This is a genomic window from Corynebacterium evansiae (genome assembly GCF_027570065.1).
Lineage (GTDB): Bacteria > Actinomycetota > Actinomycetes > Mycobacteriales > Mycobacteriaceae > Corynebacterium > Corynebacterium evansiae.
This window is the reverse complement of the sequence record NZ_JAKMUT010000003.1, coordinates 43,643-59,189: the sequence shown is the minus strand read 5'-3', so window position 1 is coordinate 59,189 and position 15,547 is coordinate 43,643. Positions and strand designations below refer to the sequence as shown.

11 protein-coding genes are annotated in these 15,547 nt (G+C 62.7%); 8 read left to right on the top strand and 3 right to left on the bottom strand.

Features of this window, described 5'->3' with window-relative positions; translation table 11 throughout:
* Window positions 1-90: 90 nt before the first annotated feature.
* Both L8V00_RS03870 and L8V00_RS03865 read right to left on the bottom strand, forming a co-directional pair.
* A complete protein-coding gene (locus L8V00_RS03870) occupies window positions 91-2,073 on the bottom strand; it encodes a vWA domain-containing protein (RefSeq protein WP_269944267.1) in 1,983 nt (660 codons plus the stop codon).
* 331 nt (window positions 2,074-2,404) lie between these two features.
* Window positions 2,405-4,384, bottom strand: a complete 1,980-nt coding sequence (locus L8V00_RS03865; protein ID WP_269944266.1) for a vWA domain-containing protein — start codon at window positions 4,382-4,384, stop codon at window positions 2,405-2,407.
* A 213-nt stretch (window positions 4,385-4,597) separates the two neighbouring features.
* Here L8V00_RS03865 and L8V00_RS03860 point away from each other — a divergent pair, with 213 nt between their 5' ends.
* The 3 genes from L8V00_RS03860 to ilvA all read left to right on the top strand — a co-directional run bounded on the left by L8V00_RS03860 (window position 4,598) and on the right by ilvA (window position 9,044).
* Window positions 4,598-5,272 carry a 3'-5' exonuclease gene (locus tag L8V00_RS03860; RefSeq protein ID WP_049049745.1) on the top strand — a complete coding sequence of 225 codons (675 nt, stop codon included), beginning with the start codon at window positions 4,598-4,600 and terminating at the stop codon, window positions 5,270-5,272.
* A 286-nt stretch (window positions 5,273-5,558) separates the two neighbouring features.
* Window positions 5,559-7,157 carry a cation:dicarboxylate symporter family transporter gene (locus L8V00_RS03855; protein WP_269944265.1) on the top strand — a complete coding sequence of 533 codons (1,599 nt, stop codon included), beginning with the start codon at window positions 5,559-5,561 and terminating at the stop codon, window positions 7,155-7,157.
* A 183-nt stretch (window positions 7,158-7,340) separates the two neighbouring features.
* Window positions 7,341-9,044 (top strand): threonine ammonia-lyase, biosynthetic, encoded by a 1,704-nt coding sequence (ilvA, locus tag L8V00_RS03850; protein ID WP_269944264.1) that lies wholly within the window; start codon window positions 7,341-7,343, stop codon window positions 9,042-9,044.
* 97 nt (window positions 9,045-9,141) lie between these two features.
* Here the strand turns inward: ilvA and L8V00_RS03845 are convergent, their stop codons facing one another.
* On the bottom strand, window positions 9,142-9,813 hold the full coding sequence (locus L8V00_RS03845) for an ACT domain-containing protein (protein ID WP_269944263.1): 672 nt from the start codon (window positions 9,811-9,813) through the stop codon (window positions 9,142-9,144).
* Between the two features lie 63 nt (window positions 9,814-9,876).
* Here L8V00_RS03845 and gatC point away from each other — a divergent pair, with 63 nt between their 5' ends.
* The 5 genes from gatC to L8V00_RS03820 all read left to right on the top strand — a co-directional run bounded on the left by gatC (window position 9,877) and on the right by L8V00_RS03820 (window position 15,361).
* Window positions 9,877-10,182: an Asp-tRNA(Asn)/Glu-tRNA(Gln) amidotransferase subunit GatC gene (gene gatC, locus L8V00_RS03840; RefSeq protein WP_035003499.1), complete on the top strand. Its 306-nt coding sequence runs from the start codon at window positions 9,877-9,879 to the stop codon at window positions 10,180-10,182.
* 157 nt (window positions 10,183-10,339) lie between these two features.
* A complete protein-coding gene (gatA, locus tag L8V00_RS03835; RefSeq protein ID WP_269944262.1) occupies window positions 10,340-11,842 on the top strand; it encodes an Asp-tRNA(Asn)/Glu-tRNA(Gln) amidotransferase subunit GatA in 1,503 nt (500 codons plus the stop codon).
* Window positions 11,843-12,061: 219 nt separating this feature from the next.
* A complete protein-coding gene (locus L8V00_RS03830; RefSeq protein ID WP_239317677.1) occupies window positions 12,062-12,745 on the top strand; it encodes an NUDIX domain-containing protein in 684 nt (227 codons plus the stop codon).
* 32 nt (window positions 12,746-12,777) lie between these two features.
* Window positions 12,778-14,211, top strand: a complete 1,434-nt coding sequence (locus L8V00_RS03825; RefSeq protein WP_269944400.1) for a DHA2 family efflux MFS transporter permease subunit — start codon at window positions 12,778-12,780, stop codon at window positions 14,209-14,211.
* Window positions 14,212-14,332: 121 nt separating this feature from the next.
* Entirely contained in the window at window positions 14,333-15,361 is a 1,029-nt protein-coding gene (locus tag L8V00_RS03820) for an ATP-dependent 6-phosphofructokinase (protein WP_035003488.1), read from the top strand.
* Window positions 15,362-15,547 lie beyond the last annotated feature (186 nt).

Genomic DNA, 15,547 nt, shown 5'->3' with positions numbered 1-15,547 from the left:
GGTTGAGTGGCGTGAGCCTTGGGCACCGAATGGGCGGGGAGCAAGGGGAATCAGCCCTTTCTAGTTCCGGACTTCGCGGAGGCTGAGCCGCTACTTGCGGCGGACTGCGGTGAAGTAGACGGCTACGGCGGCGAGCAGGATGAGGACTAGGACACCCAAGCCGATGTATAGGATCGTGTTGCTCTGGGAGGCGTTGTCGATGTCCTTGGCTTGGGCGTCGGACTCGTCGTCGTTGGAGTTTCCGTTGTTCTCCAGTCCGTCGTTGCCGTCGTCACTGGTTCCTGGCGGCTCGGGGGTGGGTGCCGGTCCGGGCTCTAGAGTTTGACGCCACTCCGGTCCATCGACCTTGTTGCCTTCCACCGCAGTGGACAGGCGGAACTCGATGTCCTTAGCTTGCTTTCCGTTGTCCTTGTAGCCCTCGAGAGTGACCATGACGTACCACTGGCCAGCGTCCGCAGCTTCCTGATGGGCCGCGCTTTCTTCGCGGTTGCGGTAGAAAACGTACGGCGTACCCACAGCACGTGCGGTGGTGGGGACATCCTTGTCGAGGGTCCGAATTGTCTGCTCTGACGTGACTTCGCGGCGCGGCGACGCCACGTAAATGTCGCCGTTACGGGAATCGTCCGTGTTCTTCTTGTCGAACTCGACTTCTGCGAGGGGGCGCTGGCCCCAGTCGACGTTCATGCGGTAGAACTTCGTTTCGCCGGGGACCAGGGTGTCGGATACCGTGCCCGGGGTGATCTCGGTTGCGTTGTTGTAGGACGTGCCGCCGGGAGTCGGCTTCGGGGAGGTGCTCGGCACCTTGACCTCGTCTTTGTCCTTGCCCTTCGGGGTTTCGCGATCGTTTTCCGGACCGGCATCGGCGCCGTCGACCTGAGGCGCGAACCCGACCATGATTTCAACCGGCAGGTCGTGGTCAATTTCGGTGCCGGAGTGGTTCAGCTTCACGCGATACTTCGTCGGGTCGCAGTCCTCATCCGGTTCGATAGTGACGGTCTCCGCTTCTGGCGGGCCGGGCCAATTGGAGCCGTTGTAGTGGCCGGAGCCCTTGTCGCTGCAGCTGTCGTTCTTATATTCGACGTCGACGTTGTAGTAGATGTGGTCGCCGCCCTCGAAGCCAACGGGAACCAGGTTTGCAGTTACCTGCGCCTTCTTGCCTTCGGGGACGCTGATGCTGAACCATCTATCGTCGCCGTCCTTGTTGGATCCCTTAGGGGAAGGCAGGGTGCTTTGGTAGAGGCCTTCGCCGAGGTAGAACCCGTCGGTGGCGTTGTCGGCGAGTTGGACTGGGGTGCCTGCGGATTCGTAGTTGCCGGCGACGCGTTGGGCGGCGTCGGTGAGGGCTTCGGTGAGTGCTTCGGTGTCGTCTGCGGAGGTGTAGGTGCCGCCGGAGACGTCGGAGATGCATTCGAGTTCTTTTTGGGCTTTGTCGTCGACTTTGAATCCGACGGTGTGGATGGCTAGGTCGATGCCGTCGCCGGCGATGTCTTCGGCGACGTCGCAGACTGGTGGTGGGGCGCAGGTGTCGATGCCGTCGGAGACGAGGATGATGTTGCGCTTGCCGGAACTGCCGAGTTCATCAGCGGCCTTTTTGATGGCGTTGCCGATGGGGGTGTAGCCCTTGGGTTCTAGACCGTTGATCTTGTCCTCGAGGTCTTCGGGCTTGTTGTTGCCGAGGGAAGCGAGGGTGGTGATGTCTTGGCAGCCTTTGTCGCGGTTGTCGGGGGCGTTGGATTCTTCGGAGCCGTAGGCGATGACTGCGGTTTGGGCTGAATCGGCGAGGGTGTCGATGGTGTCGTTGGCTGCTTTTTTGGCGGCGTCCATGCGAGTGCCGCCGTCGCCGGTGTCTTTTTCGGCCATGGAGTCGGAGGCGTCGAGGACGACGGCTACTTTGCTGTCGTCGTTATTCCCGCTGCCTTGTTCGTCTCCGTTGTTGTCGTCTTCGGCGTTGGCGTTGACGGCGAGGATGGGCAGGAGGGTGATGATGGTGAGGAAGGCGAGTAGCGCGAGGGTGAGGCGCCAGGGTTTTGTTTGTTTCGCTCTGGCCTTGGGGGCGTGGCTAGCGGGGTGCAAGGGGGATCAGCGCCTTTCTAAGTACTGCGAGGTTTTGTTTTACAAGGGTGGGACGCAACGCGGGCGCGTAATGTTCCCAGCGCGGAAAAAGTTCCCCGCTGAGAAAAATTGTGGTGAAGAGAATATTAGGAAACAAAGCTCTGACCCGCATGAAAAGCATTCTCTTTTTCGTACAAATGCGGGACGGCATCCCCCCGGTGTGGGGACACAAGCCCCGAAACACGAACAGAGCCTCGCCAATAGTGTGGCGAGGCTCTGCGCTTTGTGCCGTTGGAGGCTGTCTCTGCGGCTGCTGCCGCTGTGGTTGCAGCCGCAGCCGTAACAGCTGGTGCTACTTACGGCGGACGGCGGTGAAGTAAACCGCCACTGCTGCGATCAGAATGAGGGCCAGGATTCCCAGGCCGATGTACAGAATCGTGTTGCTCTGGGAGGCATTGTCGATGTCCTTGGCCTGGGCGTCGGACTCGTCGTCGCTAGAGTTGCTGCCCTTCGCGTCGCCGTTGCCGTCGTCGTTGGTTCCTGGCGGCTCGGGGGTGGGTGCCGGTCCGGGCTCTAGAGGCTGACGCCACTCCGGTCCATCGACCTTGTTGCCTTCCAAAGCGGTGGACAGACGGAACTCGATGTCTTTAGCTTGCATTCCGTTGTCTTTGCCTCCATCGAGGGTGACCATGACGTACCATTGGCCAGCATCCGCAGCTTCCTGATGCGCCGCATTTTGTTCGCGGTTGCGGTAGAAAACGTACGGCGTTCCCACAGCACGTGCGGTGACGGGAACGTCTTCGTCCAGAGATTCGGACCAAGGGTTCGAGGTTATTGTGCGGCGAGGGGAAGCGATGTGGATTTCACCACCGCGGTATTTATCCGTGTTTTTCTTGTCGAACTCGACTTCTGCGAGGGGGCGCTGGCCCCAGTCGACGTTCATGCGGTAGAACTTCGTCTCACCGGGGACGAGTGTGTCGGATACAGTGCCCGGAGTGATTTCGGTTGCATCGTTGTAGGAGTTGCCGCCGGGAGTCGGCTTCGGGGAGGTGCTCGGCACCTTGACTTTATCCTTGTCGTCGCCTTCCGGAATTTCGCGATCGTTTTCCGGACCGGCTTCAGAGCCATCGACTTGGGGCTCAAACCCGATCATGATTTCGACTGGAAGCTCACCGGTGGATGGTGAACCAACACTGTTGAGCTTCACTCGGTATTTGGTGGGATCGCAGTCTTCGGCGGGTTCGATCGTCGTTGATTGGCCTTCAGGCGGATCCGGCCAGTTTGTGCTCGAGGAGTAGCCACCGCCCTCGTCGCTGCAGCTGTCGTTCTTGTATTCCACCCGGATGCCGTAATAAACGTCATCACCGCCCTCGAACCCAGTTGGTACGAGGTTAGCGGAAATTCTAGCCTTCTTGCCTTCGGGGACGCTGATGCTGAACCACTTGTCGTCGCCGTCTTCTCCGCTTTCTTGGTTAATGGGCAGGGTGCTTTGGTAGAGGCCTTCGCCGAGGTAGAACCCGTCGGTGGCGTTGTCTGCTAGTTGGACTGGGGTGCCTGCGGATTCGTAGTTGCCGGCGACGCGTTGGGCGGCGTCGGTGAGGGCTTCGGTGAGTGCTTCGGTGTCGTCTGCGGAGGTGTAGGTGCCGCCGGAGACGTCGGAGATGCATTCGAGTTCTTTTTGGGCTTTGTCGTCGACTTTGAATCCGACGGTGTGGATGGCTAGGTCGATGCCGTCGCCGGCGATGTCTTCGGCGACGTCGCAGACTGGTGGTGGGGCGCAGGTGTCGATGCCGTCGGAGACGAGGATGATGTTGCGCTTGCCGGAACTGCCGAGTTCCTCGGCGGCCTTTTTGATGGCGTTGCCGATGGGGGTGTAGCCCTTGGGTTCTAGACCGTTGATTTTGTCCTTGAGGTCTTCGGGCTTGTTGTTGCCGAGGGAGGCGAGGGTGGTGATGTCTTGGCAGCCTTTGTCGCGGTTGTCGGGGGCGTTGGATTCTTCGGAGCCGTAGGCGATGACTGCGGTTTGGGCTGAATCGGCGAGGGTGTCGATGGTGTCGTTGGCTGCTTTTTTGGCGGCGTCCATGCGAGTGCCGCCGTCGCCGGTGTCTTTTTCGGCCATGGAGTCGGAGGCGTCGAGGACGACGGCTACTTTGCTGTCGTCGTTATTCCCGCTGCCTTGTTCGTCTCCGTTGTTGTCGTCTTCGGCGTTGGCGTTGACGGCGAGGATGGGCAGGAGGGTGATGATGGTGAGGAAGGCGAGTAGCGCGAGGGTGAGGCGCCAGGGTTTTGTTTGTTTCGCTCTGGCCTTGGGGGCGTGGCTAGCGGGGTGCAAGGGGGATCAGCGCCTTTCTAAGTACTGCGAGGTTTTGTTTTACAAGGGTGGGACGCAACGCGGGCGCGTAATGTTCCCAGCGCGGAAAAAGTTCCCGATAAAAGAATTTTGTTGTGTAGAAAATACTAGGAAACAAAGCCCTGACCCGCATGAAGAACGTACTGTTTTGAACGATAACGAGGGGTGTCCGGGGGCGCCTATAAAGTAGTCAGCATGACTGCACCGCATTTTGACCCGGCACACATGCTGAGCTTCGACCTGGAAACCACTGGAGTAGACCCGAAGACCGCCCGCATCGTCACCAGCGCACTCGTGACCATCAAGGGGCGCGAGCGGAACGACATCGAGATGCTCGCCGATCCCGGCGTGGAGATTCCCCAGCAGGCCTCCGACGTCCACGGCATCACTACTGAATACGCCCGCGAGCACGGCCAGGATCATGGAGAAGTGCTGGCCAAAACCATCGAGGGCATCCGGGAGGCATGGCGCTCCGGCGCCACGCTGATCGTCTACAACGCCGCCTATGACCTCAGCGTTCTGCGCGCCTTGGAGCCTAGCTTCACTGTCGACGGCCCCGTATTCGATCCCTATGTGGTTGATAGGGCAAAGGATCAGTACCGCAAGGGCAAGCGCACCTTGGAAAGCGTGTGCCAGCACTACGGCGTGAATTTGGACAACGCCCACGAGGCGACGGCAGATGCGGTGGCTGCCGCCCGTGTGGCGTGGATGCTGGCGCGCAAGTATCCCGAGGTGACACAGATGTCAGCAGATGAACTGATGCTTTCGCAGGCCACGTGGTTCTACGAGTCCCAGAAGGGACTGCAAGAGTGGTTTCAGAAAAAAGGCAAGAACGTGCAGGTCAACACCGCGTGGCCGCTCGCCGAATAGTTTTAAGAAAACCTATCGCAGCGCCCATTTGTTTCTTATCTCCCCCTAGGAGCAGAATAAAGGTGTAGAGGTTCTTCCCCTCTGCTGCTCACTGACGTTTTTATTGACGCCCACTGGGTCTCCAACCGAGCTCGAAGGGAATTCACTGGCGCAGCAGGGGATGGGAGCCAACGCTTCCAGAAAGTAGATGCTTCAACAAGGCCGACCCCTGAAGAAGGCAGACGCCTGAAGAAGACAGCTGAGTACAGAAAACATCTGAATACACCGAAATGGGGCACTAGGGATCATGGACGATAAAAGCAATCCCCAGGGCGCAGGGCACAATGGCGCTGAACTCAGCGGAGCTGGGCAACACTCAGCTGACGAGCGCTCAGCTGCACAACACACAAGTGGGCAGCACGGCTCTGAACAGCATTCGGCAGGACAAGCTCCAGCCGGACAGAGCTCCCAGGAGAAGCAGGCCGCTCCTGGTTACGCCGTCGCTTCTGCTCCGCAGATCGCGGAGTCTAAAAGGGAGAAGAAAGACAACACCCACTGGCTATACATCGGCGTGATCATCGCCGTGATCGCCGGCATCATCTTTGGCCTCGTGGCGCCAGATACAGCCAAGGGGTTTAAAGAGCTGGGCACCACCTATGTCAGCCTGATCAAGATGATCATCGCACCGGTGATCTTCTGCACGATCGTGCTGGGAATTGGCTCGGTGAGGTCTGCGGCGTCAGTAGGTAAAGCAGGCGGCCTGGCACTGACATACTTCGTTACGATGTCCACCTTCGCCCTCGCAGTGGGCCTGGTTGTCGGCAACATCCTGCAGCCAGGCGATGGCCTGAACCTGAGCACCGGCGGAAGCAACACCTTCGGAAACGGCGAAGAGCAGGAGGCCGAAGGCCTGGTGGGCTTCGTCCAGGGGATTGTCCCGGACACCTTCTTCAGCGCCTTTACCAGCGGCCAGATTCTGCAGGTGCTTTTCATTGCCCTACTGGTGGGCTTCGCCACGCAATCGATGGGTAAGGCCGGCGAGCCGATCCTCAGCTTCGTAGCCACGCTGCAGAAGCTGGTATTCAAGATCCTGTCCTGGATCCTGTGGCTTGCACCGATCGGCGCCTTCGGCGCCATGGCAGGTGTAGTCGGCGGCACGGGCATCAAGGCCGTTCTGCAGCTGGGCGTGCTGATCCTCGGCTTCTACATCACCTGTGTGATCTTCGTGTTCGGCATCCTGGGTCTGATCCTGCGGGTATTCACGGGGTTCAACATCTTCAAGCTGGTGAAGTACTTGGGCCGCGAGTACCTGCTGATCTTCGCCACCAGCTCCTCGGAGTCTGCACTGCCGAACCTGATGCGCAAGATGGAGCACATCGGTGTGGACAAGTCCACGGTCGGCATCGTCGTGCCGACGGGTTACTCCTTCAACCTGGACGGTACTGCCATCTACCTGACTATGGCCGCCATCTTCATCTCGGACGCCATGAACGTCCACATGGGACTCGGCGACCAGATCAGCCTGCTGGTGTTCATGATCATCGCCTCCAAGGGAGCGGCGGGCGTGTCCGGTGCGGGTATCGCCACGCTGGCCGCTGGCCTGCAGTCCCACCGCCCGGAGCTGTTGGGCGGCGTGGACATCATCGTCGGCATCGACCGCTTCATGTCCGAAGCTCGTGCGCTGACCAACTTCTCCGGCAACGCAGTGGCCACCCTGCTGGTCGGCAAGTGGACACACACCGTCGACAAGGAGCAGGTCAAGCGCGTGCTGAACGGTGAAGATCCGTACGTGGATGCCGGGGACGACCACAACGTCGACCTCAAGTACCCGTCGGTGAAGAACCCCGCTACGGCACACCTGCAGCCCACCCCGCAGGTAAACCTGGACGATTACCGTCAGCAATAGCCCGGCGGGTGGCGGGATCGTGGCCCGGGCAAGCGCGCAGTGGCCGCTGGGCATGTCCGGCCGCTGACGGTGGCCGCCGGGCGGCGGCGGAGACCGCGGCCCGGGCGAGTGCGCGTCGAGCCCGGCGCGGCAGCGGGGGACTGCCGCGTAAGGGGGATCACCGGCAGGACTATACTGAAGCGCATGTCACACGAAGCTTCACGTCCCGTAAGCGAGGAGAACGCCCCGGCAGGGCAAGTCCCAAACACGGAAGAAAACGCCGGCACGGAGACCACCGCAGCTGCAACCACCGCCGGTGCTGGAACCACGTTTGGTGCAGGAGCCACCGCCGGTGCTGATTCCACCGCAGGCACGGAGGCCATCTCCGGCGCGGAATATCTGAAGAAGATCGTCTCCGCCCCCGTCTACCGCGTGGCCACGAACACGCCACTCGAAAACATGGAAACGCTGTCCAAGCGCATCGGCAACGAAGTGTTGGTCAAGCGCGAAGACCTGCAGCCCGTGCACAGCTTCAAGATCCGCGGCGCGTTCAACCGCATGTCCCAGCTCACGGACGACGAGCGCGCCCGCGGAGTCGTCGCCGCCTCCGCTGGAAACCACGCCCAGGGCGTAGCGCTCTCCGGCACGGAACTCGGCGTCCGTACCGTCATCGTCATGCCGGAAGTGACACCCAGCATCAAAATCGACGCCGTCCGCAGCTTCGGCGGGGAAGTGCTGCTGCACGGCGCAAACTTCGACGAAGCCAAAGCCAAGGCCATGGAACTCTCCGAGGTTGAGGGCATGGTGTGGGTCGCCCCCTTCGACGACGAAGCCGTCATCGCCGGCCAAGGCACCGCCGGGCTGGAAATCTTCCAATCCCGCCCCGACGTAGACCGCGTTTTCGTGCAGGTCGGCGGCGGCGGACTGGCCGCCGGAGTCTCCGTGCTTCTCAAAGAACTAGACCCCAACATCCAGGTCATCGGAGTGGAGCCCGAAGAATCCGCCTGCCTCACCCACGCACTCGCCGCCGGACACCCCGTGGCCCTCGACCACGTCAGCCTCTTCGCAGAAGGCGTGGCCGTCAAGCAGATCGGCAGCGAAACCTTCCGAGTCTGCCGCGAGTACCTCGACGACGTCATCACCGTCAGCTCCGACGAGATCAGTGCCGCCATCAAGGACATCTTCGACGACACACGCGCCATCGCCGAGCCAGCCGGCGCTGTCGCCCTGGCAGGCTTGAAGCGCTACGCCGCCACCCACCAGGTCGAAGGGGAGACCCTGGCACACGTACTGTCCGGCGCGAACGTGAACTTCCACTCCCTGCGCTATGTCTCCGAACGCGCGGAGATCGGCGAGGGCGGCGAAGGCATCTTCGGCGTGAGCATCCCCGAACGCGAGGGAGCCTTCCTCGAGTTCTGCAAAATCCTCGGCCACCGTGCCGTCACAGAATTCAGCTACCGAGTCGGCCAGCGCGACGGGGAAAAGCCCGCCCGCATTTTCGTGGGCGTCAAGCTCAAAAACGGCGAAGACGAGCGCAAGGCCATCGCCGAAGACCTCCGCGAGGCAGGCTACGGCGTGGTCGACCTGTCCGACGACGACGTGGCGAAGGAACACGTCCGCTACATGATCGGCGGCACCCCCGGCCAGCACGTCGACGAAACCGCCTACAGCTTCGAGTTCCCCGAAAACCCGGGAGCCCTGCTGCACTTCCTGGAAGTCCTGGGAACCCGCTGGAACATCACGGGCTTCCACTACCGCAGTTTCGGCATGGACCACGGTCGCGTGCTGGCGGCTTTCGAGGACGTCTCCGGCGACGCGGAATTCCAGGAGCACCTGCAGCAGCTCGGCTATCACGCCACGGACGTGACGGACAGCCCGGCCTACGACTTTTTCATCAGCGCCGAATAAGTAGCGGGGCGCCGGGAATGCCGGCCGCGGGGCGGCGCACCGGGCCGATGCTGTACGCGCGGAGCTGCGGCGCACTGGCGTGTGGCATAACGCAGCGTTAGCTGAAGAATGCGCCGAAGATCGCTCCGAGCTGGCGCAAATGCTCAACCTCACTGAGCAGAAAGTCCGGCCCACCCGGGCGCCCGATGATCAGCAGCAGGCTCGTGCCCTCGATCAGCGTGCCCGCCAGCGCAGAATCCATGACCGCCCAGTTCTCGGGGATCCAATCCTCGCGCTCTGGGTTCAGCACGCGCGCCTCGTCCAGCGGCGGGTGATCCAGCTCCTTCCCGTTGTCTTCCGGCGCGGCAGGGGAGGCCGCCACCCGGTGAGTCCGCGGCAACGTATCCAGCACGACCGCCCAGCCTGCCGTCATGGAGCGCGGCAGGTCCTGCATCATGATCTCTAGCGCCTTTTCTTTGTGACGCCGCTTCTCCGCCACCCCGGACAGCATCTGAATCTGGCCGCGTCGGTCGATAGAACCTGAAAAGGGTCGAATCGAGTCGACATAGAAACCCTCGAGCTCCTGCGTGGCCGTGATCAGGCTGTCGGGCAGATGCCCAGACGGCAAGGAGACGACAATGTCGTCCATGACGAAGTCGGGCTCATCCTGCTCTGGGCGTCCGACAATATCCACACCGCGAATGTCACCGCCGACAGTCCCCAGTGCCATGGCCAGCAGGCCGAGGGAGCCGGGGGTATCGGGCATACGCACACGCATAAGGAAAGACATGGCACCGATACTAGCGCCACCTGAAGTCCACGGGGGCTACTTGCCTTGGCTAGAGTAGAACCCATGTCTGAGATTTCGCGCGAAGATGTTGCCCACCTGGCCCGCCTGGCTCGCCTGGACCTGGGGGAGCAGGAATTGGATGAATACGCAGTTCAGATCGACGGGATCGTCGATCACGTGGCCGCGATCGGGAAGGTAGACACCGAAGGTGTTGAGCCGTTGAGCCACCCCACTCAGAACGTTGACGGTGATGTCGCCGTGATGCGTGAAGATGTGGTCGTTCCGAGCCTCACCGCAGAGCAGGCTCTGGATCAGGCGCCGAAGCAGAGCGAGCAGCGCTTCGAGGTGCCGCAGATCCTCGCTGACTAGGCCAGCCTCAGAGGAACGCTAGCGTCACTGGGGCTGCGGCACAGCTGTCGCGGGTGGCGTCACAAAGCTAAAAGACCGCTAGAGCAACGAACGTTTAGAACTCCAAGCTTTAAAGAACTAAAGAACTTAAAGAACCAAAGGAACTGTAGGAACACTCATGGCTGAGAACAAGTACATCGTCGGTTCCCGGGACGACTCGGACTTCACCACCTGGACCGCCGCCGAACTGGCGGAGAAGATCCACGCGCGCGAGATCAGCTCCCAGGAAGTTACGCAGGCCCACCTGGACCGCATCGGTGAGGTTGACGGCGACATCCACGCATTCCTCCACGTCGGCGCCGACGAAGCGTTGGCGGCGGCCTCCAACGTTGACGACGCACTGGCCGCCGGCGATCAGCCGACCAGCAAGCTGGCCGGCGTGCCGCTGGCGCTGAAGGACGTCTTCACCACCACCGACGCGCCGACCACGTGTGCCTCCAAGATGCTGGAGGGTTACATGAGCCCCTACGACGCGACCGTCACCATGCGTCTGCGCGCCGCTGGCATCCCGATCCTGGGCAAGACGAACATGGACGAGTTCGCCATGGGCTCCTCCACCGAGAACTCCGCCTACGGCCCGACGAAGAACCCCTACGACCTGGAGCGCACGCCAGGCGGCTCCGGCGGTGGCTCCTCTGCAGCGCTGGCCGCCGGCATGGCTCCGCTGGCCATCGGCACGGACACGGGTGGCTCCATCCGCCAGCCCGCCGCACTGACCAACACCGTTGGCGTGAAGCCGACCTACGGCACCGTTTCCCGCTACGGCCTGGTGGCTTGCGCCTCCTCGCTGGACCAGGGTGGCCCGACGGCGCGCACGGTTCTGGATACCGCGCTGCTGCACGAGGTTATTGCGGGGCATGACGCCAACGACTCGACCTCCTCCTCCCACGCCGTCGCGCCGGTTGTCGACGCTGCGAAGCAGGGCGCCTCTGGAGACTTGAGCGGCGTGAAGCTGGGTGTGGTTAAGCAGTTCGAGCGGGCCGAGGCCTTCCAGCCGGGCGTGCTGGAGACCTACCACGCCAACCTGGAGCAGCTGAAGTCCCAGGGCGCTGAGCTGGTGGAGGTCGACTGCCCGAACTTCGACCACGCGCTGAACGCCTACTACCTGATTCTGCCCTGTGAGGTCAGCTCCAACCTGGCCCGCTTTGACGGCATGCGCTACGGCCAGCGCCGCGGAGACGACGGCACCCGCTCCGCCGACCAGGTGATGAGCATGACCCGCGCCGAAGGCTTCGGCCCGGAGGTCAAGCGCCGCATCATGCTGGGCACCTACGCCCTGTCCGTCGGCTACTACGACGCCTACTACTTGCAGGCTCAACGCGTGCGCAACCTGATCTCTCAGGACTTCGCCAAGGCCTACGAGCAGGTCGACGCGATCGTCGCGCCAGTGACGCCGTCCACCGCCTTCAAGCTGGGCGAGAAGGTCGACGACCCGCTGGCAATGTACATGTTTGACCTGTTCACCCTGCCGCTGAACCTGGCTGGCGTGTGCGGCATGTCCGTGCCGGGTGGCTTCGCTAGCGACTCCGGCCTGCCGACCGGCCTGCAGATCATGGGGCCGGCGCACGGCGACGACCGCCTGTACCGCGTAGGCGCGGCCTTCGAAGCCGGCCGCGACTAATCGGCCACACATAGCTGGCTGACCCTGAACTGGCGGGGTAGGGGAGCCCCTCGGCCGGCTCACCCGCAGCCGGTCTGGCGTCCCCAGAGTTGGCGGGCAAGGCGGTCGGTCTGGCCTTGCGGTTACCCAGCCGCATAGTTTTGCCGAGGTCGGGGCGCTGAAATGTTCAGGCCCGGGCGGCCGGCGGCGGAGGCCGGGGATCCGCGTATGGTGGGGGATATGGGTAAAATTCCCGAACTTTACACAGGCGACGGTTTCGTCGAAGACCCCGACGGGTCCCGACGCTGGGGAGTCCTCGGCGCGGCAGGACTGTTCCTCGTCACCGACGACCGCCACGTCCTGATGCAGCACCGCGCCAAGTGGACCAACCGCGGCGGCACCTGGGCTCTGCCCGGCGGCGCCATCGACGTCGGCGAATCACCCACCGACGGCGCCCTCCGCGAAACGTGGGAAGAGACGGGCGTGGGGGCGTCATCGGTAAAGGTACACCGAGAAATCGTCACCTCCACCGTGCCCGTCAAGGTTGCGTACTGTCGCCTGCCCGTCCGCGACGATGAGTGGCACCTCTTCGCCGACATCGAGACAATGGTCGAACGCAGCGGAGACCCCCGCAAGGCCCTGCAGGATTTCCCCGTCCGACACCCTAGCCTCGACGCCTCGCTGAACGCCCACGGAATCTTCGGACTCGGCGGCACATTCTGGTGGCAATACGAAAACCCGGAAATCAACGAGTGGACGTACACCACCGTCCTGGCCACCTGCTCCGAACACCTGGAACTGCACCCGACCGCTGAATCACTGGAGCTACTGTGGCAACCCATCGACCAGCTGGAAGAACTACCACTGATGCCGGAATTTAAGGCCAGTTTGCCCGCCATCCGGGCGGCAGTAGACTCCCTCTAATGAATTCAGCTCAGCCCCAGAGCCGTGCGCAAATGCGCCGGCAGAGCCAGCAGGGCCGTCGGGATCAGCTGAGCGACGGGCGTTACCCCGCGCTGCCGCTCCCGCTGCCGCAGGCATGGCGCGCCCTCGTGGCGCTGTGCATCGGCTTTTTCATGATCCTGCTGGATCAAACGATCGTCGCCGTCGCCACGCCCGCATTCCAAGCCGACCTGCACGCCGACTACGGCCAAGTGCTGTGGGTCACCAGCGCCTACCTGCTGGCGTTCGCGGTGCCTCTGATGGTCACCGGCCGGCTCGGCGACCGTTTCGGCCCGAAGAACCTCTATATCGCGGGCATGACGATCTTCACGCTCTCGTCGCTTGCCTGCGGACTGGCCGGCAGCATCGAAACGCTGATCGCCGCCCGCGCCGTGCAAGGTATTGGCGGATCTTTATTGACGCCCCAGACCATGAGCGTGATCAACCGCATCTTCCCGCGCGACAAGCGCGGGGCAGCACTGGGCATCTGGGGTGCCACGGCGGGAATCTCCACGCTCGCCGGGCCACTGCTCGGAGGCCTCATCACCCAATACGCAACCTGGCAGTGGGTGTTCTTCATCAACGTACCCATCGGTGTGCTATCCGTGGTGATGGTCGCCCGCTGGGTACCGCGGTTCCAGCCGACCGAGGAACGCATCAACGTGCCGTCGATCCTGCTTTCCATGGTGGCGATGACGATGGTGATCTACGGCATCCAAGAAGGCGACCCCGCCGGCTGGGCGCCGTGGATCTGGGGACTGCTGTTCGGAGGCGTGGCGCTGCTGGTGGCCTTCGTCTGGCTGCAATCCCGCCTGCCCGCAGGCAGCGCGCTCGTGCCGATTGCGCTGTTCGCACGCCACCATTTCGCATTCGGCAACGCATCCATCTTCACCATGGGCTTCACCGTCGCCGGCATGATGGTGCCAGTGATGATGTACCTGCAGGAAGTCCACCTCTTCAGCCCGATGAAAGCCTCCTTCGTAGTGACGCCCATGGCCATCATCGCTGGAATTATGGCGCCGTTCGTCGGCCGGCTGGTCGACCGCTACGAACCCAGGCGCTTCGCTGTCCTCGGGTTCTGCCTGATGGCTGTGGGCGTGGCCGCGCTGGTGTTCTCCATGCGGCCAGAGCGGCCATTGTGGATGATGATCGGGGCTTTCGTGATCCTCGGATTCGGAAACTCCTTCGTCTGGGCTCCGAACTCCACCACGACCCTGCGCGACCTGCCGCCCCAGTTCGCCGGCGCCGGCTCTGGAATGTACAACGCCACCCGCCAACTCGGCGCCGTCACCGGAGCCGCCGTTATCGCCGCCGTCGTCCAAGCGCGCGTCAGCGCCGTCGGCCCCCAGGCCTTCGGCGACTCCCTGCTGCCCGCGGTGATCATGCTGATGCTAGGCGCAGTGGCCTCCGCCATGGCTCGGCCACAGGGCAGCCGCGGAGACGAGTAGGCGTCAATAATAAAGACAAAAAGACCGGAAAAAAGACCAGTAGAGACCAGCAAAACCCCCGAAACCGTCGCGAAAACATCCCGCCCGGCAGATCCCGCGGGGTATCGCTAAACTTTAAAACATGCGTATTGCGACCTTGACCAGTGGTGGAGACTGCCCAGGATTGAACGCCGTCATCCGAGGCATCGTGCGGACAGCGGCCGGGGAAGGCCATACCGTCGTCGGATTTGAAGACGGCTGGCAGGGACTGCTGGAAGACCGCCGCGTGCAACTGTACGACGACGACTTCATCGACCGGATCCTGCGCCGCGGAGGCACCATCCTCGGCACCGGACGCCTACACCCCGACGACTTCATGGCCGGCATCGACCGCGTCAAAGCCAATCTCGCGGATGCAGGCATTGACGCCCTGATCCCAATCGGCGGCGAAGGCACCCTTAAGGGCGCGCGCTTCCTGCACGACAACGGCGTGCCGGTTGTCGGCGTGCCGAAGACCATTGACAATGACGTCAACGGAACCGACTACACCTTCGGCTTTGACACCGCCGTCGCCGTCGCCACCGACGCCATCGATCGCCTGCACACCACCGCCGAATCGCACGACCGCGTGATGATCGTGGAAGTCATGGGCCGCCACGTCGGTTGGATCGCTCTACACGCGGGCATGGCCGGCGGCGCGCACGAAATCCTGATCCCGGAGTTCCCGTTCGACATCGACGATGTCTGCCGCCGGATGGCCCGCCGATTCCAGCTGGGGGAGAAGTACGGCATCATCGTCGTTGCCGAAGGCGCACTGCCGAAGGAAGGGACCCTGGATGTTGCCGAACGCGAAGTGGACCAGTTCGGCCACGAGAAATTCCAAGACATGTCCGCGCTGATTGCCAAGGAGATCGAAAACCGCCTGGACACCGACGTGCGTTCCACCGTGCTGGGGCACATCCAGCGCGGCGGAACTCCCACGGCGTTTGACCGCGTGCTGGCAACTCGCTTTGCCGTGAATGCCACCAAGGCCGCCATCCGGGGAGAGTTCGGCAAGGTCGTTGCACTGAAGGGCGGCAGCATCGAGCTGATCGACTTTGAAGAGGCCGTCGGCACGCTGAAGGAAGTTCCTGAGAGGCGCTACGAAACGGCGCGCTCGCTGTTCGGCTAGCGGACGCCGCGGACGCCGAGGACGCCGCGGACGCCGTGAGGCGGCGCAGCAAAGGTGCAGGGCGGCGGAGACGCGCGAGCAGCCTGGCGCGGCGCACTGGCGAGAGAGCCAAGCGCCACAGGCAGGGCGCGCTGTGTGGCTGACGTTAAGCCAGCGCCGGGCGGTGCTGAAATGCGGTACAGCATG